We start from the raw sequence: 19,158 nt of genomic DNA, 5'->3' as shown, positions 1-19,158 counted from the left end.
GTGCCTCATCATATCTTTTACCATCGTGCCTGCAGCCTGTAACAACGGAGGACCACCAAACGGTGTGTCAACCACGACGTCTCCTGCCGCACAGATTGCTACCCATCACACTTACCGCATCGTTAACAGTTATCCCCATGACCGTACCGCCTTCACCCAGGGATTGGTTTACTTCAACGGATTCCTCTACGAAAGCACAGGTCTGAACGGTCAATCATCAATACGCAAGGTGGAGCTGGCGACGGGTAAGGTGATGCAATCAAAGACGCTGCCCCAACAGTATTTTGGGGAGGGTTTGACGATGTGGCAGGACACTCTCATTCAGCTCACCTGGCAATCAGGCACCGGCTTTGTTTACGACCTTGAAACGTTTGATCTGGAGAATGATTTCAATTACGTCACCGAGGGCTGGGGCCTTACCAATGACGGCAACCGCATCATCATGAGCGATGGCACAGCCAATATTTACTTCATTGATCCGGTTACGTTACAGCAGATGAGCCAGGTAGAGGTTAAAGACGGGACGACGCCCGTCGTAAGGCTCAATGAATTGGAATATATCGAAGGCAAAATCTATGCCAATGTATGGCAGACTGACCGCATCGCTATCATTGATCCGGTCAGCGGCCGGGTCGAAGGTTGGATAGACCTTACCGGGTTGCTGACACCAGCCCAGGCATCTGGCATTAATGTAGATGTTCTAAATGGGATTGCTTACGATGCGGCGGAGAAGCGATTATTTGTCACCGGTAAATTCTGGCCATTAATATTTGAGATCCAGTTGGTGGCCAGATGAGCCGTAAAGCCCGAGGATCCCCGTTAACAAATAGCCAGATCAAGCTTGTTGTCGTTGACCTTGACGGAACCCTGATAAACTCCAGGGGGCAAATTTCCAGCGCCGATAAATCAGTGCTTGCGGCCGCAAAAGCTGGAGGCACTGCCATAGCCTTATCCACAGGCCGCGTTGTTGACGCCTGCCGCCAATACCTAGCTGATCTCAGCCTGGACGGAGCGCATATATTCTTCGACGGAGCTTTGATTTATAACCTCAGTCAGAATACAACAATTGCCTTGCAGCCGATTGATCAGGGATTGCTCGCAACTGCGGTGCGTTTTGCCCGCGCCAACAGCATTTACCTGGAGCTCTACGCGCGTGACAGGTATTTTGTTGAAGAGATCAACTGGGCAGACGCGATTCACCGGGAATTTTTCGGACTCAGAAGCACGCATGTGAATTTCGACGAGGTTATCGGCAGTGAACTGATCATTAAATGCGAATTGATGATTCATAATCAGGATGAGGAATTGAAAGCCAGGCTATTTTTGGACCATTTTACCGGTTCACTGTGCGGATCGGTTGCCCGAACACCGGCCTACCCAAACGTCAAGTTTATCAATGTCGTCAACCCAAAGGTTTCCAAAGGAGCTGCCCTGGTGAAATTGGCGGCGTACCTGAACCTTGATCTCGATCAGGTCATGACGATAGGCGATGGCATTAACGATTTGTCTTTGCTTGACAAGGCAGGTCTGGCTGTGGCCATGGGTAATGCTTCGGATGAACTAAAAGCCTGTGCCGACTTTGTCACTTCAAGCGTTGATTTGTCGGGAGTTGCACTGGCTGTTTCCCGGTTTGTGCTGTCCCGGGACGGACAAACGTGATGTTAAACGGAATCCATTTTCTTCTGACCTACCGCTGTACGTCGGCGTGCGAACACTGCTTCGTCTTCGGGAGCCCGGAAGCTGAGGGCACATTCAGTGTCGCCCAGTTGAGGGTGGCGTTCGAACAAATTGCCAAGGTTGAATCCATCGAAAATGTCTATTTTGAGGGTGGCGAGCCGTTTCTGTATTATCCACTCCTGCTCGAGGGAATGAGATTGGCGAAAGACCGGAAGCTCTCAACGGGTGTCGTCTCCAACGCCTACTGGGCGACCGACCCGGAGTCGGCTGAGCTATGGCTGAAGCCGCTCATAGACCTCGGGCTGTCTGACCTGGGACTTTCTGACGACGCCTTCCATACTTCGGAGGACAAACCCAGTCTGGCACAACACGCCGTTGCGGCGGCGCAAAAACTCGGGCTTAATGCCTACACGATGTGCATCGAGAAGCCGACAGTGGTCAATGAAGACAAGGGACGGAAAAAAGGCGAACCCATCGTCGGCGGCGGGGTGAGGTTCCGCGGCCGGGCCGCGGAATGTCTTATCGGCGATCTGCCGCGTACTGGTTCGAAGAGCTTCAGGGAATGTCCCGACGAAGACCTCAAAAACCCCTCGCGCGTCCATGTCGATGCCTTCGGCAACGTCCACCTGTGCCAGGGACTGCTCATGGGCAACATGTGGGAAACGCCTCTTTTAGAATTGGTCACGAAGTATAAAGGCAAAGCCCACCCCGTCGCCGGGCCGCTAATCGATGGTGGACCAGTGGAATTGGCCGCGCGCTACGGTCTGGAGGTGGCGGCGGGACACGTCGATGCCTGCCACCTGTGCTACGAAGCCAGGAAGAAATTGACGGGCAGGTTTCCGGAGTACCTGGGACCGGCGGCGCTGTACGGGGAATCACGATGATTAAGGTGTTACCTAACCCTTAGTGTCATCATCCTAGGTGGCAGGATAAAGGTGAACTAGGTCTGTGCCGCGATTATCAACAGTGACACAAGCAGGGCTTCTCGACTGGTCAGAAGGTCGCGGGAACCTATTCCAGGCAGTCCTGACCAAGACATCCTGGGATAGGTTGACTCTCAGCATCATTTAACACGCTGGTCGTATTCTGCTGTCTCAATCTTGAGCCTGACATACTCAAAATCGCCCTGAGGGTCATTCCAAACGGCGTTGCCTTCGGTAGGGATGCGGAAGCCGTTGAATTCCTGGTAGTTCGACCACGTTCCGGACCATGGCGTGATTTTCCCGGTTTCATTGCGAAAACGGCCGAGTGAAGTGAACTCACAGACCTCACCGGCTTCGTTGAAATGGAAGGTTCCGGTGGCCGAAATACCGCCATCGGTGATAGTAGCCTCAGCGGTGCAGTCGTCAATCGCCTTCCAGGTGATGTGATCGGATAGGAAAGCCGTCGGCAGCCACGGCAGCTCCGAAAGATAGCGCAGTAAAGAGGCATGGTCCATCTCCGGGCCTCGGACATCGAATAGAGGCACGGCGGAAAGTATTTTGATCAGCATGTTGCCTTTGCCGTTGGAGTAGCGGTCTCGGGCGGCAACCCAGGCGGGACCGAGCTTCATCTTCGCAATCCAGGTGAAAGACAGCGGCTCAGCCGAATAATACTGGTCAGCTTCGATGCTTATCCACCTCTGGTTGAACCTCATCCGGCCGCTCTGTTTCAGGTGCAGGCGGCTTACGTAAGGTGTGCCCTGTTTGATAGCTTTAAGTAGGTATCGCTGCACCGGCGGCGGCAGGCGGCTAACGTCTGCCTGGTTGAAAACCCTGTCGATCGGTTTTGCCTTCGACAGCAGTTTTTCAATCTCGGCTTTACGGTCTTGGGACCAACCTTTAATACTTCGGCCGAGCGCAATGGCGATGATGATGCCAAGAACTAGATCGACAGCAAAAAAGACCAGCAGCCATTCCATCGGTCCTCCGGTTCTCCCTCTTCGATAATTTGCCCTTGGCCAAGCTCAGATCGAGAAAACCAAAACGATTATAGGCTCTCTTTAATGAGGCGAGCAAGCTGTGGAGTGATGCCTTGAGTCTCGGCGATTTGATCAGCCGTCGCTGAGCGGACGCCGTGAACAGAACCGAATTTTTTAATGAGGGAACGACGGCGTGCCGGGCCGATGCCCGGGATGGCTTCAAGTTGAGAAACGATCGTGGACTTTTGCCGCAAATTGGTATGGTAGCCAAGCGCGAAGCGGTGGGCTTCGTCCCGAATCCTTTGCAGCAGCCGTCGTGCAGCGGAACGCTCATCGAGATTGATCGGTGCCGAATGCTCCGGTATGAATATCTCCTCGCGCTCCTTGGCCAGGCCGATAATGGGAATACTTTCTGCGCCTTTCTCCCTGAGCGCCCCGACAGCCGCTGAAATTTGCCCCTTGCCGCCGTCGATGAGAACCAGGTCGGGCAGGGCAGCCCATTTGGCTTCAGCTTCACCTTCCAAGTCGGGTTTCTCCCGACGGGCCTTGGTATGGGCGAACCGGCGGCCTATGATTTCTTTCACCATGGCAAAGTCATCAGCGCCGGGCACCATCTTGATACGGAAGCGGCGATAGTTCTTTGAATCAGGCCGGCCACCGGTGAAGACGACCATCGAACCCACCGCCAGCGTGCCCTGAATATTCGAAATATCGTAGCCCTCGATGCGATGGGGCGGCTTGCTTAAGCCCAGGACTTTAGCCAGTTCTTCGAGGCCGGCGCGCGAGTCTTCGGCGCCGGTAAGCAGTCGCTTGATCTTGTACTGTTCCAGTCCTTTACGCGCATTTTCGGTGACGAGCTGCATGAGCTCCACCCGAGGACCCCTTTGAGGCACGACAATTTCGACTTTGGTTCCCCTCTTGGTGGAAAGCCAGACTTCAAGAACCCTTTTATCCTCCGGATCGTGTTCGATGAGGATGAGCGGCGGCAGGTGGGGCGAGCCGCTGTAGAACTGGCCGATAAAGCTGGACATGACCTGGGACGGCGGCTGGCCGGAGGTGCCCCGCAGGAAGAAGTGTTCCCGGCCGATGATCTTGCCCCCCCGAACGAAAAAGACCATAACGAAGCTCTCGTCACCGTTCTGGACATAAGCGACGGCGTCGAGCTCGCCCTTGACTTTTGTGGCTATGCGCTGGGCGGCGATGACCTGTTCAATGTCGCGGATGCGGTCCCGTAATTCGGCGGCGCGCTCGAACTCCATGTTCTCCGAAGCCGCGGCCATCTCCGATTTAAGGTTCCTGACCACTTTCTCCATCCGGCCTTCCAGAAACAGCACCGCCTGATTGATGTTCCGCTTATAGTCTTCAGCGGCGACCCTGCCGTTACAGGGCGCAGGACACCGGTGCATGTCGTATTCCAGGCATGAACGCTTGACTTTCTTAAGATCCAAACTACAACTGCGAAAGGGAAAAATCTTCCGCAGAAGATCGACCACGGCATGGACGGAGCGGGAGTCGGTGAACGGACCGAAGTAGCGGCCTTGGCCTTCAACATAGCGACGGGTGACCTCAAGCTTGGGCCAATCGCCCGGGGTGACCCGCAGGTAGGGCAAGCCTTTGTCATCCTTGAGGCGGATGTTGTAATCTGGCCGGTGGCGCTTGATGAGGTTTAACTCCAGGATGAGGGCATCCTGCTCCGAAGGTACCACAAAGTACTCCAGGTCACGCACCTCAGCCACCAGCATTTCTGTCTTCTCGTCGAGCCTGCCGGTACCGCGAAAATAACTGCGGACGCGGTTTTTTAAATTGACCGCTTTGCCGACGTAGATAATGCGGCCTTTTTCATCTTTATAGATATATACGCCGGGGGCTGCAGGCAAGCAGCGGACTTGTTCCTCAAGAAGTTGGGCGATTGCCATGGCAATATTTTAACATAAAGGAAGCTTAAACTTGCCCAATCTGTATGGAATCTCAGTTTACGACACACAAACCTGGTTTGCCCCGGACTCTGATTATGTTAGAATACATAAAACTTTTCAGGCGGTGAGCGCTGTGATGAAAGCTGATATAGACAACTTTCTAAACTATCTTGTAGTAGAGAAGGGTTTCTCCGGGAACACCAGGGAAGCCTATCACAACGACCTATCACAACTTGCCGATTTTGCTGAGAAATGCTTAACGAACCGGAACGCACAGCATTTATGGGACAATTTTAACCGTCAGGACATGTTGTCCTATCTGTTGGATCTCAAAGAACGTAAATATGCCATCACCACCGTGGTAAGAAAACTGGCTGCGGCAAAAAGCTTTTTCTCATTCCAGGTGGATGAGAACAAGGTCCGACAAAATCCTACCGAAAACATCGAGTCTCCAAAAGTAGGCAAACCGCTGCCCGGGGCAATTTCAGTCAGCCAGGTGAAATTGCTCCTGGAGCAGCCGACAAAAACCAGCGCTCCCGAAGCCAAGCGCGACCGGGCGATGCTGGAATTGCTATATGCCAGCGGTATGCGAGTCAGTGAACTGATCAACCTGGATATCGAAGATCTGGATTGTAACGAAGCCCAGGTCCGTTGTTTCGGCAAAGGGCGCAAAGAGCGGATCGTGCCGATTTATCCTCAGGCAGCCAGGGCTGCGGGCGAATATATCAATGAAATCCGGCACCGGCTTGTGAGGGATGAATCGGAGAAAGCCCTTTTTCTCAACCGCCGCGGCGAACGTCTTACCCGTCAAGGTCTCTGGCAGATTCTGAAGGAATACGCTCGTCAGGCCGGCTTGAGCGATATGGTCACGCCTCACACCCTGCGGCATAGTTTTGCTACCCATATGCTAAACGGCGGAGCTGACCTGCGTTCCGTGCAGGAACTCCTAGGGCATGCCAATATTTCCACCACCCAGATATATACTCATTTGACTTCCGAACATATCAGGAAGGCTTATGACAGCGCCCATCCTCGGGCAAAATCAAATCCTCGTTAATTTTTGAAAAGCAGGAACAAGATGGCAGATAAGTATTCTTACAGACCGGGGAAAAAGAAAAAAACGCAAAAGCAGCAAGCCCCTGCGAATATTCAAACATCATCCGCCGTGTATAAAACCGGCGGAGCAAAATCAGCCGCGGCGGAACCGAAAAGCGTCGCAGTCTCAGCTGTTATTTCTGCGAAGCCGGCTGAAATAGGACAGGCCGGCGTCCGCATCGCGAACCTTGGCAGTGAGCTCAGGCGGTTCGCAATTCTTGGATTAGTCATAGTCGGCACTTTGGTCCTGGCCGCGTTCGCGCTGGGCTGACCTTTACCAGCAGAAGCACCAGGGCAGATTTTCTGCCGAATTTGCCGATTCGTTTCTCCAGCGGTTGCGGGTGGCTGAAAGTTCGCCGTTATTGGTAATTTGCCCCAGTGTGAGTCGGTGGATATAATAGCCCCTAATGACTAAATACAGGGCAGGTGTTTCATGGAGAATTATGGCATAGCCGGCATCCGGAATGTGGCGCTGCTGTCTCACAGCGGCGCCGGAAAAACCACCCTGGCCGAGGCGGCGCTTTTCAGCGCCGGCGCCATCAGCCGAATGGGCAGAGTTGACGATGGCACAACAGCGTCAGATTTCGATCCCGAGGGAGTGAAGCGAAAGATTTCTATAAGTCTTTCGCTTTTACCTTTTATCTGGCGCAAAACCAAGGTGAATTTTCTGGACGCGCCGGGTTATGCCGATTTTGCCGGAGAGGCCAAAGCCGCAATCAAAGTGGCCGAATCGGCAATTATAGTGGTCGCCGCTTCATCGGGTGTTGAAGTAGGCACCGAGACTGCCTGGGCTCTTGCGGAAGAGGCAAAATTACCCAGGTGCCTGGTCGTCAACAAGATGGATCGGGAAAATGTGAATTTTGACAATGTGGTAGCAGCGCTGCAGGCCAAGTTTGGGCACAAGTGCTTACCGCTGACGATTCCGATAGGTTCTTTCAAAGAATTTAAAGGCGTTATTGATGTCTTGAACCTGAAGGCGTTTACCGGCGCCCACCCCGCCGCTGAGGGCGAGGTACCAGTTCAATTAGCCCAGGCGGCAACAGACGCCAGAGAGCGGCTTATCGAGGCAGTCGCCGAGCAGGACGACAATCTCATCGAAAAATTCCTCGGCGGTGAAGAACTGTCAGCTGAGGAAATCCATAATGGTTTGAAAAAGGCGATTGCGGCAGGTGAAATTGTACCGATCCTGGCCGGGGCGGCGCTAACCAACACCGGCGTGGACTCATTGTTGGATTTCGTCTGTGAATTCATGCCGTCTCCTCAAGGGCGGAAAGTCGAACTCAGCGATGGAAACAGTCTCACCGCTGAAGAATCAAGTCCGGTAGCCGCGCTGGTCTTCAAAACGACCGCGGACCCGTTTGTTGGCAAACTGACCTTCTTCCGTGTTTACCGCGGTATGCTTCAAAGCAACACCCACGTCTGGAATTCAACGCGGAAAGCTGACGAACGAATAGGGCAGCTGTATATCATGAGAGGCAAACACCAGGAACCGGCGACGCAAATCGGCGCTGGGGACATCGGCGCGGTTGCCAAATGCGCCGTCACAGCGACGAACGATACGCTGGCGACCCAGGACAGCCCGGTAATAATCACCCCGATATCTTTCCCCAAACCGACATACTCGGTGGCGGTTCACCCCAAATCCAAAGCGGATATTGATAAACTGGGCCAGGCGATCGCCAAGCTTATCGAAGAAGACCCGACTCTGGAAAGCCACCGAGACCCAGATACCTCGGAAACCATACTTGCGGGTCTCGGCGATACCCAACTGGATGTCGCCGCTGAAAAAATGGCGCGGAAGTATTCAGTAGCAGTTGAGCTTAAAGCCCCCAGGGTTCCCTACAAAGAGACGATTACTGGCTCAGCAAGGGCAGAGTACCGCCATAAGAAACAGACCGGCGGCCACGGCCAATTCGGTCACGTCGTACTTGATGTCGAAGCCCTGCCTGCAGGCTCGGGTGTCGAGTTTGTTGATAGGGTGGTCGGCGGCGCTGTCCCCCGCAACTATATACCGGCGGTGGAAAAGGGTATCAAAGAAGCGGTGCAGGAAGGCGGCAGTCTGGGCTTTCCGATCGTTGACCTCCGTGCCACCCTGTGCGACGGCAGTTTCCACCCGGTGGACTCCTCCGAGATCTGCTTCAAGATCGCTGGCGCAGGCGCGTTAAAGAAAGGCATGGAGCAAGCCGGGCCGGTACTCCTGGAACCGATCGTCAGTCTTCAGATAAATGTCCCGTCTTCTATCGTGGGTGATATCATCGGCGACCTTAATACCAAACGCGCTCATGTCCAGGGTATGAATCCTGACGGGGACCGTACAATTATTGAGGCAATGGCGCCGCTGGCTGAAGTCCAACGTTATGCCGTTAACCTGAAGAGCCTGACTCAAGGCCGTGGTTCGTTTACGATGAAGTTTGATCATTACCAGCAGGTGCCGGCTAATCTAACACAAAAACTGGTCGCGGACCGGGCAGCGGAATTAGCGGCGGCGCAATCTACACATTGATAAGTGCCGGGTTTGAGTGCCGTTACAAAGAAAGAACGAAGAGGGGCTCCAAAGCCCCTCTTTAGTTTGCCTTCAAACTTACGCAACCCAAGTGGCCGTTCACTTGAAGTTAAGCCCTTACGACGTGGATGCCGGCCGCCTTAAGACAGGCAACTACCGCCTTGCCTGTCGCCAAACCTAATTCATCGGCGGACTGGCGGGTAACGACCGCCAGCAGCCGGATACCGCAGTCTATTTCCAGCCGGACCAGCGGCCCGACCAGAGCCATATTGATTATGGTGCCTTCCAGCCGATTGCGGGCGCTGGAACATATTTCGGATTTCAAGCTGACCGTGATCTGGTCGGGCCGGAGGAACAGGTTGACCCGGTCGCCGGACATAAAGTCACCAGTTGCCTGTATAAATTTTCCGGCAACGTCGACTGTGATAAGTCCGCCGATTGATTCAATCACCGAGCCTTCGAGTATCGTTTCAATGCCGATGAACTCAGCCACGGCGCGGCAGGCCGGCGCCATGAAGATTTCGTCACCGGTGCCGAGTTGTAACAGTTCACCTTTCATCATGACGCCGATTCGGTCTGCCAGACGCTGACCTTGGGCTAAATCGTGGGTTGCCATGACCACAGTGAGGCGGCGCTTTCTGATGATGCTTGAGACCAATTCCTCAACCATCGCGGTAGAATTGGGGTCCAGGTTGGCTGTCGGTTCATCCAGGAAGAGAATGTCAGGACTGGTGACCAACGCCCGCGCCAGGGCCACGCGTTGTGTTTCGCCGCCGGACAGGGTTTTGGCCTGACGCCCCTCGAAGCCGGCCAGGCCGACTTCGGCCAGGGATGCCGCCACTCTGGGTTTAATATCTTCACCCTTCATACCTCTCCATCGCAGCGGCTGAGCGATGTTGTCAAATACCGAAGTTGTAAAGACGAGCGGTTTCTGGTGAACGAAAGCCATTTTACGACGCAGCTCCAGACGACTTGAGGCACTGCCGGTCACCGGTTGACCTTTGATGAAGATGGTGCCCCCAGATGGCGACTCCAGCAGATCCAGCAGCCTGAGGACGGTGCTTTTACCGGCGCCGGAGGGGCCGATGAGCGCCAGAGTTTCGCTGGCGGCGACGGTCAAGTCTATATCTTTCAAGCTGAAGTTGTCGCCGTAGCGCTGGCGCAGCCCTCGGGCTTCAAGGATTGGTTTAGCGTCTGCAAACATCATTCTACCGGCCTCGGTCTGATGACTGTGCTGCGCTGCTGCAGCCAGGAGAGCGCCATGTTGATCAGCAGGGCAATACCCAACAGGATTATCCCCAGTGCCAGCGACAGTTCGATGTCGCCCTTACTGGTTTCGAGCGAGATGGCGGTGGTCAACACCCGAGTGAAGCCGCGGATGTTACCGCCGACCATGAGCGCCAGGCCGACTTCCGAGATGGCTCGGCCGAAGCCGAGGATGAAGGCGGTGAAGATAGCGTACCTGGCCTCTTTGATCATCAGCAGCCCCATTTGCCAGCGGCTGGCGCCCAAGGCAATCGCCGTCTCTTTGGCCATGCGGTCAATTCCCGAGAGCGCCGAGATGACGAGGCCGAGTATCAGCGGCGTCACCAGCACAGCCTGGCCGATGACCATAATTGTCGGGGTGAACAGCAGCCCAAACTCCCCAAGCGGTCCAGAGCGGGAGAACAGCAGGAAGACAAACAGGCCGACTAATACTGTCGGCAGGGAAAACAGGGTATGGATGAAGCTGATCACGAAACGCTTGCCGTGGAAAGTGTTATGGAAGATGAGAGAACCCAAAGGCAGAGCGATGACCGCGGCGATGACGCTGGCGGTCGCTGAGATACTCAGCGACCGCCAGGTGGCCTCCATAACATCGGGGTCAGCCGAAAAGATGAGTTCGACTGCCCTTTGTAAACCGAGCCAGATTTCTTCCAATTAATTAACTCGAAGGTTCGTTTCCGGCGCATGGGGTAAAGAGCGGCGCGCCGTAGTCCTTGACGCCGTAGTCGCCGATGACCTTCTGGATGGCCGGGGACATCAGCCATTCGGCCATCTTCTGAGCCATGTCCTTGTTACTCACGGCAACTTTAGCTGGATTGACCGGGATAGCGGCATAGACGTTCAGCAAGATTGATCCTTTATCTACGATAGAAGCCAGACCGGTCTGCCCTTTGAATGCTAAAAAGGTGCCGAGATCGGACAGGGTGTAGGCCTGAAGCTGGCCGGCCATCTGCAGGGTGGGTCCCATGCCCTGACCGGATTCGACGTACCAGGCACCGGAGCTACGGACGTCGGCGTAGTTGAAGCCGGCGGCCTTCCAGATGGCCTGTTCCTTGGAGTGGGTGCCAGAGGCATCGCCGCGGGAGACGAACTTGGTGGTTTTAGAAGCGAACAACTTCTTGAAGGCATCCTCGGCGGAAAGACCTTTCAATCCTAGCGGGTCGGAGGCTGGGCCGACAATGACAAAGTAATTATAGGCGAAAGCACTGCGGGTGGTGCCGTAGCCGTCCGCGATGAATTGGAGCTCCCGAGCCTTATCGTGAACAGTGATGATGTCGACGTCGCCGCGTTGACCGTATTGGAGGGCGATACCAGTGTTGGCGTAAAGTACGTCAACTTCAACGCCGAACTCTTTCTCGAACATAGGCTCTAAGAGGGCCCACAGACCGGTGTCATAGAGAGAACTCGTAGTGGCCACCTTGAGGCGTTTAGCCGGGGTAAGGATGCCGCTGCCCTGTTGGGTGGTCGGCGATACCGTCGGACCGGTGGTTGATGGATTATCAGAGCTGTTGCAGCCGGCGATCGATGAAGCCGCGAGTACCATCGACAGCAACAAGCCGGAAATTTTTAACCATGTTTTATTCATCTGTACCTCATCAAATTTTGGAATATTATAAAATAAAAAGCACCTCTTTTAAGGAGGTGCGCGGCCGCGGAGTACCCTCGTCATGGCATGCTCTCCTTTCCAAATCGCGGGAGGCGGCGCCGTTTCCGGCATCACCCTCGGGCCCTTCTGTGAAGGACCGCCGGTCTTGTCGCCATATCACCGGGGAGTTAGGCTCCAAGACTTCGGAGATCAATATTTAATTAGGCTCATGGTAACACAGAGTATTAATACCGGTCAATCAGGATCGATGGCAGTCCCCTTCATGGTGCGCCGGACTGAAGGTAACGCTATCTGCCGCTGAGTTCCTTGACCTTGGCGACGAGGGCCGGGACAACCTTTTTCCAGTCGCCAGTGACGCCGAAGGCGGCGGCCTTGAAAATGTTTGCTTCGGCGTCTTTGTTGATGGCCACAAGTGTTTTTGAGCCGGAGACGCCGGATAGGTGCTGCGACGACCCTGATATGCCCACGGCTATATAGAGGTCTGGGGCGATGATCTTCCCGGTGACGCCGATCTGGCCGGACTCTGGCCACCAGCCCTGGTCGCAAGGCGGGCGGGAGGCTCCAACGACACCGCCGAGGAGGTCGGCGAGTTCTTGGAGCCGGGCAAAACCCTCCGGGCCGCCCAGGCCGCGGCCGCCGCCGACGACGATTTTTGCCTCTTCGATCTTTGGGCCGGTCTCTTTCACGGCTACTCGCTCCAAGATTCGAATACCAGCCAATGGTTTAGCCGCCGGCAATTCCACTATCTCTGAGGTGTGGTTATCGTTTTCTGGTGCCGGAGCGAAGGTCTTGGGCCGGATGGAAACGACCTGGGGTTCGGTATCGATGGTAAAATCCGCCAAAGCGTTTCCGCCGTAGACGGGGCGGGTAAAAATCCGGGCGCTGCCCTCTGTACGGATAGCGATAACATCGGTTACAGCGGCGGTCGAAAACCGGGCGGCCAGCATCGGCGCCAGGTCGCGGCCTAAATCGGTTTCAGCCAGGAGGATGGTTTTTGGGTTCAGGTCAGCGGCCAGCGTTATCACCGTCACGGCGACGGCATCGCTCGAAACTTGGCCGGCTTCGGCGGTAAAGACCTTCACGGCACCAAATCTGCTGATGGCAACGGCGGCGTCTCTGGCGCCGGTGCCAATGACAAGGCTGGAAATGGATTCGTCGGAGGTGATTGCCTTCGCAGCGGTGAAAAGCTCGACGGCGGCGGGCGAAGGCGTGCCGCCATTGGCCTCGACGACGATTAGGACGCTTTTATTATCTGGCATGTTTTCACCCGCTCCTCTTATCTCTCTCCTCTCGAGAGGGAAACATGGGAACTAGATTAGCTTTAGTTCGCGAAGCTTCACCGCCAGGTTGGTGCCCTGTTCTTCGGGGGTGGCGCCGGGGATCAGTTCGCACTTCGCTTCTCGCACCGGTTGATAGAGCCTCACCAGTTTCACCCGACGGTTAACAGCGACGGTGCCCAGGTCGGTGGCTTTCCAAAAGAGGGGTTCCTTTTTCTTGGCGGAGAGTACTCCCTTGATGTTGGGCAGACGGAGTTTCCCGAGCTCTCCAGATACAGTGATGACAGCCGGCACGGCTGCCTCGACGACTTCAAAGCCGCCGCTGACGATGCGCTCGACGCGAAGTTTACCGCCGGTGAATTCGATCTTGCGGGCGCGGGACAATGAAGGCAGGCCGAGGTCACCCGCCAGAAGCAGGCCTGTCTGGCCGGCGTCCCAATCCGCAGCGGCGCGGCCAGCGAGGATAACATCGAACTTGCCGATCTTTTTGACTGCAGCGGCAAGGACGGCGGCCGCAGCAGCGCTGTCCAGTTCGGCGAAGGCCGGGTCATCTAACAGGATGAGTTCATCGGCACCGAGAGCGATGGCTTTTTTAAGGAGTTCCTTATTGAGGCCGCTTCCCAAAGAAATCGCTTTCAAGGTGCTGCCAGTGTTGGTGTCTTTGAGCCGCAGCCCAGCCTCAAGGGCATGCTCAGAGTATGGATCGATGACCGGAGAGACTCCGGCAGGAGGTACGACCTTGGTCCCGGAGGGATCAATCTTGAAGCTTGCTGGAGGAATTTCGGGGTCGGGGATTTGCTTGATGAGAACGATGATATCCAAGAGCAGCCTCCTCGACGTAATTGAACGATTGGTCAACGACCGGCTTAATTTAACACTCGAACTGCGTCCCGGTCAACTGCGTCCCGGGTCCCATTTCGTGAGTAGTCAAGTTTGTATGTTATTCGCTACGCGGGGAATGGCCAGGGAGAAGTCTGGTGACCGAGACACGATCAAGGGGGATGAGGTCGCGGATGATTTCGGTACGGTTTCCAGGGAATGCCTGGTCAATTATAGATTTAACCGCAGCGGATTGACATGAACCGAACTCGAGGAGCAACCAATCGGGCTGATCATCGCGGGCAGTGATCTGGCTGACCAGGCGGCGGATGATATCTAAACCGTCCAGACCGCCATCCAGCGCAAGCTGTGGTTCAAACCGGTTGCCCCTGGCCTCAACGGAAGGGACGTAGGGCAAGTTGGCGCAGACGATGTCGATACGGCGGTCAGCGACGCCTTCGAGGAGGTCGCCATGGATGAACTCGATGTTCGTGACGGCTTGGCTGGCGGCGTTGCGGCGGGCCAGGCTAAGAGCCTCTGGCGAGGTGTCGATGGCAAGGATTACCGATTCAGGCAAATGTTTCGCCAGGGTTACAGCTACCGCGCCGGAGCCGCAGCCGACATCGGCGATAACCAGAGCGTGTTGCTTGTCCCCCGTCTTGAGCATTGCGATATCGAGGGCTTTTTCGACAAGGATTTCAGTCTCCGGACGGGGAATAAGGACGGTAGGGTTGACATAAAACTCAAGCCCGTAGAACTCGGTGTGCCCGGTGAGGTACTGCAGCGGCTCGCCGGCGATTAGGCGATCGATCAACGCCGAATAAAGAACCTCATCAGCTTGTGTTAGAACATCGAAAAGGCCCCGGTACAACTCGATACGAGAAAGACCGAGAACATGACGCATCAGCACCTCGGCGTCGAGGCGGGCTGAGAGACCAGGCAGGCGGGTTGCAGCCTGATATATGGCGGCGGCGACGGTCATACGCCGGCGGATTGAAGCAACCGAGCCTGCTCATCGGTAGCCAGAGCGTCAATGACGTCATCAAGATAGCCTTGCAGCAGTTTCGGCAGGTTGTGGACCGACAAGCCGATGCGGTGGTCGGTCAGGCGGTCCTGGGGGAAGTTGTAAGTGCGGACTTTCTCCGAGCGCTCGGCGGTGCCGATCTGGGAGCGACGGGCGTCGGTCACCTCCGACTGCTGCTTCTCCTGTTCCATGGCCAGAAGGCGTGCCCGCAACACGTCCATGGCTTTCTGCCGGTTTCTAAGCTGGGAACGCTCGTCCTGGCAAACGACTACCAGGCCGGTGGGCAGGTGGGTCAGGCGCACCGCGGTGGCCACTTTATTGACATTCTGACCGCCCGCCCCGCCGGAATGGAAGATGTCGACCCGCAGTTCGTCGGGGTTGATGTCGACCTCGACCTCCTCGGCGACCGGCAGCACCGCTACCGTCGCTGTCGATGTATGAATACGTCCGGCAGCCTCGGTCACCGGGACGCGCTGAACACGGTGGACGCCGCTCTCGAACTTCAGGCGGTTGTACACTTCCTCACCGTCGATCTCAAAGATAACCTCCTTGAAAACGCCGGCGGCGGATTCAGACAGGTCGATAACATCTACCTTCCAGCCCTTGAGTTCGGCGTAGCGGGTGTACATATGGAAAAGATCGGCGGCAAAAAGCTTGGCCTCGTCGCCGCCGGTACCGGCGCGGATCTCCATGATGATGTTGCGGCCGGCGTTGGGGTCCTTAGGCAGCAAAGCGATTTTCAGTTCCTCGTAGAGGGACTCCCGCTGCTCTTTGAGGCTTTGGTGTTCCTCCCGCGCCAGTTCCAACATCTCCTCGTCCCGTTCGGTGTCTAAAAGGTGTTCGGTGTCCTCGAAGGCTTTCACGGTGCGCAGGTATTTCCGGTAAAGGCCGACGATATCTTCCAAAGCGGCGCGCTCCTTGGCAAGACGGGTGAGCTCCGGGATATTGGCGGCGACTTCGGGTGTGGCAATAGCCTCTTCTATCTCGGTATAGCGTTTTTCGATTTTCTCAAGTTGTTCCAGCATAAGTTTGGATTATATCACGGGAGGCAGGCTCGGCTCATCTCAAACGACGAGTTCTCAAGCCGCAAATTGAAATCAGCATGGCATTCTGGCTATAATCATGTTTCGCGCGGTGGGTATAGCCGAGTGGTTAAGGCGTCAGGTTGTGGCCCTGAAGACCGTGGGTTCGAATCCCACTACCCACCCCAAACTTTTTCCCGACGACAGGCGCCTGTAGCTCAGCGGATAGAGCATCGGTCTTCGGAACCGAGGGTCGCGGGTTCGAATCCCTCCAGGCGCGCCAGCAGTTCAAATCTTTCGCACCAGCGGGCAAGCCGCAAAGTGACCCTCCTCCGCCTCATTCAACACCGGGACTTCTTTTAAGCACACCGCTTCTGACTGGTCACAGCGCGGCGCGAACGAGCAGCCGGAGACAGATCCCTTCAGATCGGGCGGTTCGCCGGGTATATAAGCTACGCCTTCACCTTGATGAGACAGGCTTATGCATTCAAGGAGTTTCCTGGTGTAGGGATGCAATGGGGCTTTTAGTATCTGTTCACGCGTGCCTTTTTCTACGATTTTTCCGGCATAAAGGACGATAAAATAGTCGCAAACGGCGGCTGCCTGGGCGATGTCGTGAGTGATAAACAAATATGAGGTGGATAACTCTTTTTTCAACGAAATGAGAAGGGATATTATCTGGCCTTTTAAGCTGGGATCAAGCGCGGAGGTCGGTTCATCCAGAATCACCAGAGCAGGCTCCAGGGCGAACGCGAGGGCGATACAAGCCCGCTGAATTTCACCGCCGCTCAGCCTATCCGGAATTGAACTGCATTTCTCTTTGGACAAACCAACGGTTGCCAGCAACCGGCTGGTTTTTTCAGCGGCATCACGGATGCCATGCGCCTCGAAAAGCTCCTTAAACTGAGCCTCGATGCTAAAGTACGGATCCAGAGAATTTTTAGTGTTTTGCGGCACCCAGGCGATCTTTTTCCATCGGTATTTGCTCCGAAAATCCTCATTATTCAACGTGGTTAATTCGCAGCCCTCGAAACTTATCGATCCAGCGAATTCGGAAGTATTGCCGGGCAACAGGCGTAGTAAAGCCAAACCTACGCTGGACTTGCCGCACCCAGATTCGCCGATAAGCGCCAAAGCCTGCCCCGGCCGGCTGATTTCAAACGAAACCCCGTCCACAGCCCGGATAATCCCTCCGGGGGTACGGTAATGCACGGTCAGGCCAGCAGTTTTAAGAAATATTGTCATTCAATGCCAGTATACCGGATTTCACTCTTGGCGGTTTCTGGGGTCGAGCAGGTCGCGAATAAAATCACCTACGAAAACGAAAGCAAATACCGCGGTGCATAGTGCCAGCCCGGGAGCTACGGCCAGCCAAGGGGCTGCTTCCATATACAGCCGGCCTTCCAAAAGCATACCGCCCCAACTCGGAGTTGGCGGCGGGACACCCAGACCAAGGAAGCTTAACGCTGATTCCAAAATCAGAGCGATACCGATATAACCGGTAGCGTAAGCCAGTACCGGCGAGGCTATTCTTGGAACAATGTGCCTTAACGCGATCCGCCAGGGCTTCAGTCCCATTGACGTGGTTAACCGGACATATTCCTCTGTTTTCACTGAAACGGTAATAGTGTGGGAAAGCCTGACCATTTGAGGGAAGACCCCGATTGCGATGCCAATTAGAACCCCATTCGGTGACGGGCCCACGACAGTGATAAGAACTACAGCCAAAACCAAAGTGGGGAATCCCAGCATGGCTGTGTTCACCCGCTGCGTAAAACCGTCCAGGACTCCGCCTCGGGTTCCGGTAACGGCGCCGATGATGACACCGGCAAAAGTAGCCAGCGAAACTGACGCTATGGCCACATAAAGCGCTGATCGTGCCCCGAAGATTACCCGGCTGAAAACATCCCGGCCGTAATTATCGGTACCGAAAAGATATTCCGCGCCAGGCGGCAGCAGGCGGGCGGATGCGTCCTGGAGCAAGGGATCACGGATCGGCAGCAATTCGGCTGAGACGGCGGTGCCGATGAGCCCAACAATTATGATCCCGCCCAGGAGGGTGAACAGCATCTTCATAGTTCTGCACCCGACGGCAATCTCGGGTCCGCTGCCCGGTGCAGGCGGTCAGCCGCCAGATTGACCAGCAAGACAATGACCACAATCAGCAGTACATATGTCTGGATCACCGGGAGATCTCGCTGCAAAGCGGCTCCTATCAAACCGCGGCCAACTCCGGGCAGACCAAATATGGACTCCAGGATCATGACGCCGCCAAGGAGCACGCCGAATTGGAGCGCCATGGTGGCGATTAGCGAGGGCGCGGCCGCCCGGAGAGCGTGACGGACAATGATTTGTCTTTCGGTGAGTCCTTTTGCTCTGAGGGCTTTAATTTGATCCTCTTGCATCGCGGCTACAATACCGGAACGGGTGACCCTCATAATATGGGATCCGTACTCCCAGGTTAGCAGGAGCAGAGGAATAATAATCATTTGAAAATGGTTCCACGGATCTTGCCAGGGGAAAGAATACACCAGCGGCGGGGACCATTTGAAAACTGCGGCGAGTATCAAAAGGCAAATAATAGCCAACCAGAATCCAGGCAGAGATTGGCCGGGGATTACCAGAAGGCGGATGACTGTGTCCGGCCACTGATCTTTTTTCATGGCTGCGGCGATGCCTAAGGGGAGTCCGGTCACGAGAGATAATAAGACCACGCCCATTGCCAGCAGGATGGTGACAGGAACTTGTCTAGCCAGAAGTTCCCCGATTGGCTGACCGGAGATAAGGGAACTCCCCCCGAAATTTCCACTGATAATACTGAGCAACCAGTCCCCATACTGCATGTACAGTGGTTGATCCAGCCCAAGTTCTGCCCTGACCGCTTCTTTAAATTCCGGGGCGGAAACGACGTCGCCCGCAATCAAATCGGCGACATCTCCAGGGAGAAGCCTCAAAATCAAGAAAATGATGACTGAAGCGATCAAACAGGTAAATAGAAAGGAAGCTATCCGGCTGACCCATGGGGACATGAGAACAGACCGGAGGCGATCCAC

18 protein-coding genes, 2 tRNA genes and 1 riboswitch are annotated in these 19,158 nt (G+C 55.3%); of the genes, 8 read left to right on the top strand and 12 right to left on the bottom strand.

The genetic code is table 11. The features are described 5' to 3' along the window. The first annotated feature begins 64 nt into the window (after positions 1–64). Genes ABV300_RS07270 through ABV300_RS07260 form a run of 3 tightly spaced genes read left to right on the top strand, consistent with a single transcriptional unit; the run spans position 65 to position 2,561 of the window. A complete protein-coding gene (locus ABV300_RS07270) occupies positions 65–796 on the top strand; it encodes a glutaminyl-peptide cyclotransferase (protein ID WP_353714211.1) in 732 nt (243 codons plus the stop codon). Continuing rightward, positions 793–1,659, top strand: coding sequence for a Cof-type HAD-IIB family hydrolase (locus ABV300_RS07265; protein WP_353714210.1), 867 nt, complete (start codon positions 793–795; stop codon positions 1,657–1,659). Before ABV300_RS07270 ends, ABV300_RS07265 begins: the two co-directional genes overlap by 4 nt. Continuing rightward, positions 1,659–2,561: a radical SAM protein gene (locus ABV300_RS07260; protein ID WP_353714209.1), complete on the top strand. Its 903-nt coding sequence runs from the start codon at positions 1,659–1,661 to the stop codon at positions 2,559–2,561. The genes ABV300_RS07265 and ABV300_RS07260 overlap by 1 nt, the downstream gene beginning before the upstream one ends. 179 nt (positions 2,562–2,740) lie before the next feature. Here ABV300_RS07260 and ABV300_RS07255 read toward each other — a convergent pair whose 3' ends face one another. Together ABV300_RS07255 and uvrC are read right to left on the bottom strand one after the other, a co-directional pair. Then, complete coding sequence (locus ABV300_RS07255) at positions 2,741–3,577, bottom strand: DUF6544 family protein (protein WP_353714208.1); 837 nt, start codon at positions 3,575–3,577, stop codon at positions 2,741–2,743. A gap of 68 nt (positions 3,578–3,645) precedes the next feature. Continuing rightward, the gene (uvrC, locus tag ABV300_RS07250; protein WP_353714207.1) at positions 3,646–5,493 is read right to left on the bottom strand and encodes an excinuclease ABC subunit UvrC; all 1,848 of its coding nucleotides are present in this window, start codon (positions 5,491–5,493) and stop codon (positions 3,646–3,648) included. Between the two features lie 136 nt (positions 5,494–5,629). On the opposite strand from uvrC, the gene xerD reads away from it, so the two are divergent. From xerD to fusA, 3 genes are all read left to right on the top strand, one after another. Next, entirely contained in the window at positions 5,630–6,550 is a 921-nt protein-coding gene (gene xerD / locus ABV300_RS07245; protein ID WP_353714206.1) for a site-specific tyrosine recombinase XerD, read from the top strand. 21 nt (positions 6,551–6,571) lie between these two features. Continuing rightward, positions 6,572–6,859: a hypothetical protein gene (locus ABV300_RS07240; protein ID WP_353714205.1), complete on the top strand. Its 288-nt coding sequence runs from the start codon at positions 6,572–6,574 to the stop codon at positions 6,857–6,859. A gap of 162 nt (positions 6,860–7,021) precedes the next feature. After that, complete coding sequence (fusA, locus tag ABV300_RS07235; RefSeq protein ID WP_353714204.1) at positions 7,022–9,091, top strand: elongation factor G; 2,070 nt, start codon at positions 7,022–7,024, stop codon at positions 9,089–9,091. Positions 9,092–9,200: 109 nt separating this feature from the next. On the opposite strand, the gene ABV300_RS07230 is transcribed toward fusA, so the two are convergent. From ABV300_RS07230 to prfA, 7 genes are all read right to left on the bottom strand, one after another. Continuing rightward, positions 9,201–10,298 carry an ABC transporter ATP-binding protein gene (locus ABV300_RS07230; protein ID WP_353714203.1) on the bottom strand — a complete coding sequence of 366 codons (1,098 nt, stop codon included), beginning with the start codon at positions 10,296–10,298 and terminating at the stop codon, positions 9,201–9,203. Continuing rightward, a complete protein-coding gene (locus ABV300_RS07225; protein WP_353714202.1) occupies positions 10,295–11,011 on the bottom strand; it encodes an ABC transporter permease in 717 nt (238 codons plus the stop codon). Before ABV300_RS07225 ends, ABV300_RS07230 begins: the two co-directional genes overlap by 4 nt. A gap of 4 nt (positions 11,012–11,015) precedes the next feature. Continuing rightward, entirely contained in the window at positions 11,016–11,942 is a 927-nt protein-coding gene (locus ABV300_RS07220) for a substrate-binding domain-containing protein (RefSeq protein ID WP_353714201.1), read from the bottom strand. Between the two features lie 76 nt (positions 11,943–12,018). Then, positions 12,019–12,163: riboswitch (molybdenum cofactor riboswitch) on the bottom strand. 87 nt (positions 12,164–12,250) lie between these two features. Next, positions 12,251–13,222, bottom strand: a complete 972-nt coding sequence (locus ABV300_RS07215; protein WP_353714200.1) for an electron transfer flavoprotein subunit alpha/FixB family protein — start codon at positions 13,220–13,222, stop codon at positions 12,251–12,253. Positions 13,223–13,273: 51 nt separating this feature from the next. Beyond that, positions 13,274–14,062 carry an electron transfer flavoprotein subunit beta/FixA family protein gene (locus ABV300_RS07210; protein ID WP_353714199.1) on the bottom strand — a complete coding sequence of 263 codons (789 nt, stop codon included), beginning with the start codon at positions 14,060–14,062 and terminating at the stop codon, positions 13,274–13,276. Positions 14,063–14,180: 118 nt separating this feature from the next. After that, entirely contained in the window at positions 14,181–15,041 is an 861-nt protein-coding gene (gene prmC / locus ABV300_RS07205) for a peptide chain release factor N(5)-glutamine methyltransferase (RefSeq protein ID WP_353714198.1), read from the bottom strand. Continuing rightward, complete coding sequence (prfA, locus tag ABV300_RS07200; RefSeq protein ID WP_353714197.1) at positions 15,038–16,108, bottom strand: peptide chain release factor 1; 1,071 nt, start codon at positions 16,106–16,108, stop codon at positions 15,038–15,040. Before prfA ends, prmC begins: the two co-directional genes overlap by 4 nt. Positions 16,109–16,217: 109 nt before the next feature. Between prfA and ABV300_RS07195 the strand changes: the two genes are divergently transcribed. Continuing rightward, positions 16,218–16,293 (top strand) — tRNA-His (locus tag ABV300_RS07195). A 19-nt stretch (positions 16,294–16,312) separates the two neighbouring features. Beyond that, positions 16,313–16,388 (top strand) — tRNA-Arg (locus ABV300_RS07190). Positions 16,389–16,393: 5 nt separating this feature from the next. On the opposite strand, the gene ABV300_RS07185 is transcribed toward ABV300_RS07190, so the two are convergent. From ABV300_RS07185 to ABV300_RS07175, 3 genes are read right to left on the bottom strand one after another with little or no spacing between them, the layout of a single operon-like run. Further along, positions 16,394–17,350 (bottom strand): ABC transporter ATP-binding protein, encoded by a 957-nt coding sequence (locus ABV300_RS07185; protein ID WP_353714196.1) that lies wholly within the window; start codon positions 17,348–17,350, stop codon positions 16,394–16,396. 21 nt (positions 17,351–17,371) lie between these two features. After that, positions 17,372–18,181, bottom strand: a complete 810-nt coding sequence (locus tag ABV300_RS07180; RefSeq protein ID WP_353714195.1) for an ABC transporter permease — start codon at positions 18,179–18,181, stop codon at positions 17,372–17,374. Then, on the bottom strand, positions 18,178–19,158 hold the full coding sequence (locus ABV300_RS07175) for an ABC transporter permease (protein WP_353714194.1): 981 nt from the start codon (positions 19,156–19,158) through the stop codon (positions 18,178–18,180). Before ABV300_RS07175 ends, ABV300_RS07180 begins: the two co-directional genes overlap by 4 nt.

Source organism: Dehalogenimonas sp. 4OHTPN (assembly GCF_040448695.1).
Classification (GTDB): Bacteria; Chloroflexota; Dehalococcoidia; order Dehalococcoidales; family Dehalococcoidaceae; genus Dehalogenimonas.
Note: the sequence above shows the minus strand (reverse complement) of the source record. Positions and strands in the feature narration are given on the sequence as shown.

Bases quoted from the DNA above. Each gene is read 5' to 3' on its own strand.
- ABV300_RS07265 (WP_353714210.1), top strand. From the start codon at position 793: ATGAGCCGTAAAGCCCGAGGATCCCCGTTAACAAATAGCCAGATCAAG.
- ABV300_RS07260 (WP_353714209.1), top strand. From the start codon at position 1,659: ATGTTAAACGGAATCCATTTTCTTCTGACCTACCGCTGTACGTCGGCG.
- ABV300_RS07255 (WP_353714208.1), bottom strand. From the start codon at position 3,577: ATGGAATGGCTGCTGGTCTTTTTTGCTGTCGATCTAGTTCTTGGCATC.
- uvrC (WP_353714207.1), bottom strand. From the start codon at position 5,493: ATGGCAATCGCCCAACTTCTTGAGGAACAAGTCCGCTGCTTGCCTGCA.
- xerD (WP_353714206.1), top strand. From the start codon at position 5,630: ATGAAAGCTGATATAGACAACTTTCTAAACTATCTTGTAGTAGAGAAG.
- ABV300_RS07240 (WP_353714205.1), top strand. From the start codon at position 6,572: ATGGCAGATAAGTATTCTTACAGACCGGGGAAAAAGAAAAAAACGCAA.
- fusA (WP_353714204.1), top strand. From the start codon at position 7,022: ATGGAGAATTATGGCATAGCCGGCATCCGGAATGTGGCGCTGCTGTCT.
- ABV300_RS07230 (WP_353714203.1), bottom strand. From the start codon at position 10,298: ATGATGTTTGCAGACGCTAAACCAATCCTTGAAGCCCGAGGGCTGCGC.
- ABV300_RS07220 (WP_353714201.1), bottom strand. From the start codon at position 11,942: ATGAATAAAACATGGTTAAAAATTTCCGGCTTGTTGCTGTCGATGGTA.
- ABV300_RS07215 (WP_353714200.1), bottom strand. From the start codon at position 13,222: ATGCCAGATAATAAAAGCGTCCTAATCGTCGTCGAGGCCAATGGCGGC.
- prmC (WP_353714198.1), bottom strand. From the start codon at position 15,041: ATGACCGTCGCCGCCGCCATATATCAGGCTGCAACCCGCCTGCCTGGT.
- prfA (WP_353714197.1), bottom strand. From the start codon at position 16,108: ATGCTGGAACAACTTGAGAAAATCGAAAAACGCTATACCGAGATAGAA.
- ABV300_RS07185 (WP_353714196.1), bottom strand. From the start codon at position 17,350: ATGACAATATTTCTTAAAACTGCTGGCCTGACCGTGCATTACCGTACC.
- ABV300_RS07180 (WP_353714195.1), bottom strand. From the start codon at position 18,181: ATGAAGATGCTGTTCACCCTCCTGGGCGGGATCATAATTGTTGGGCTC.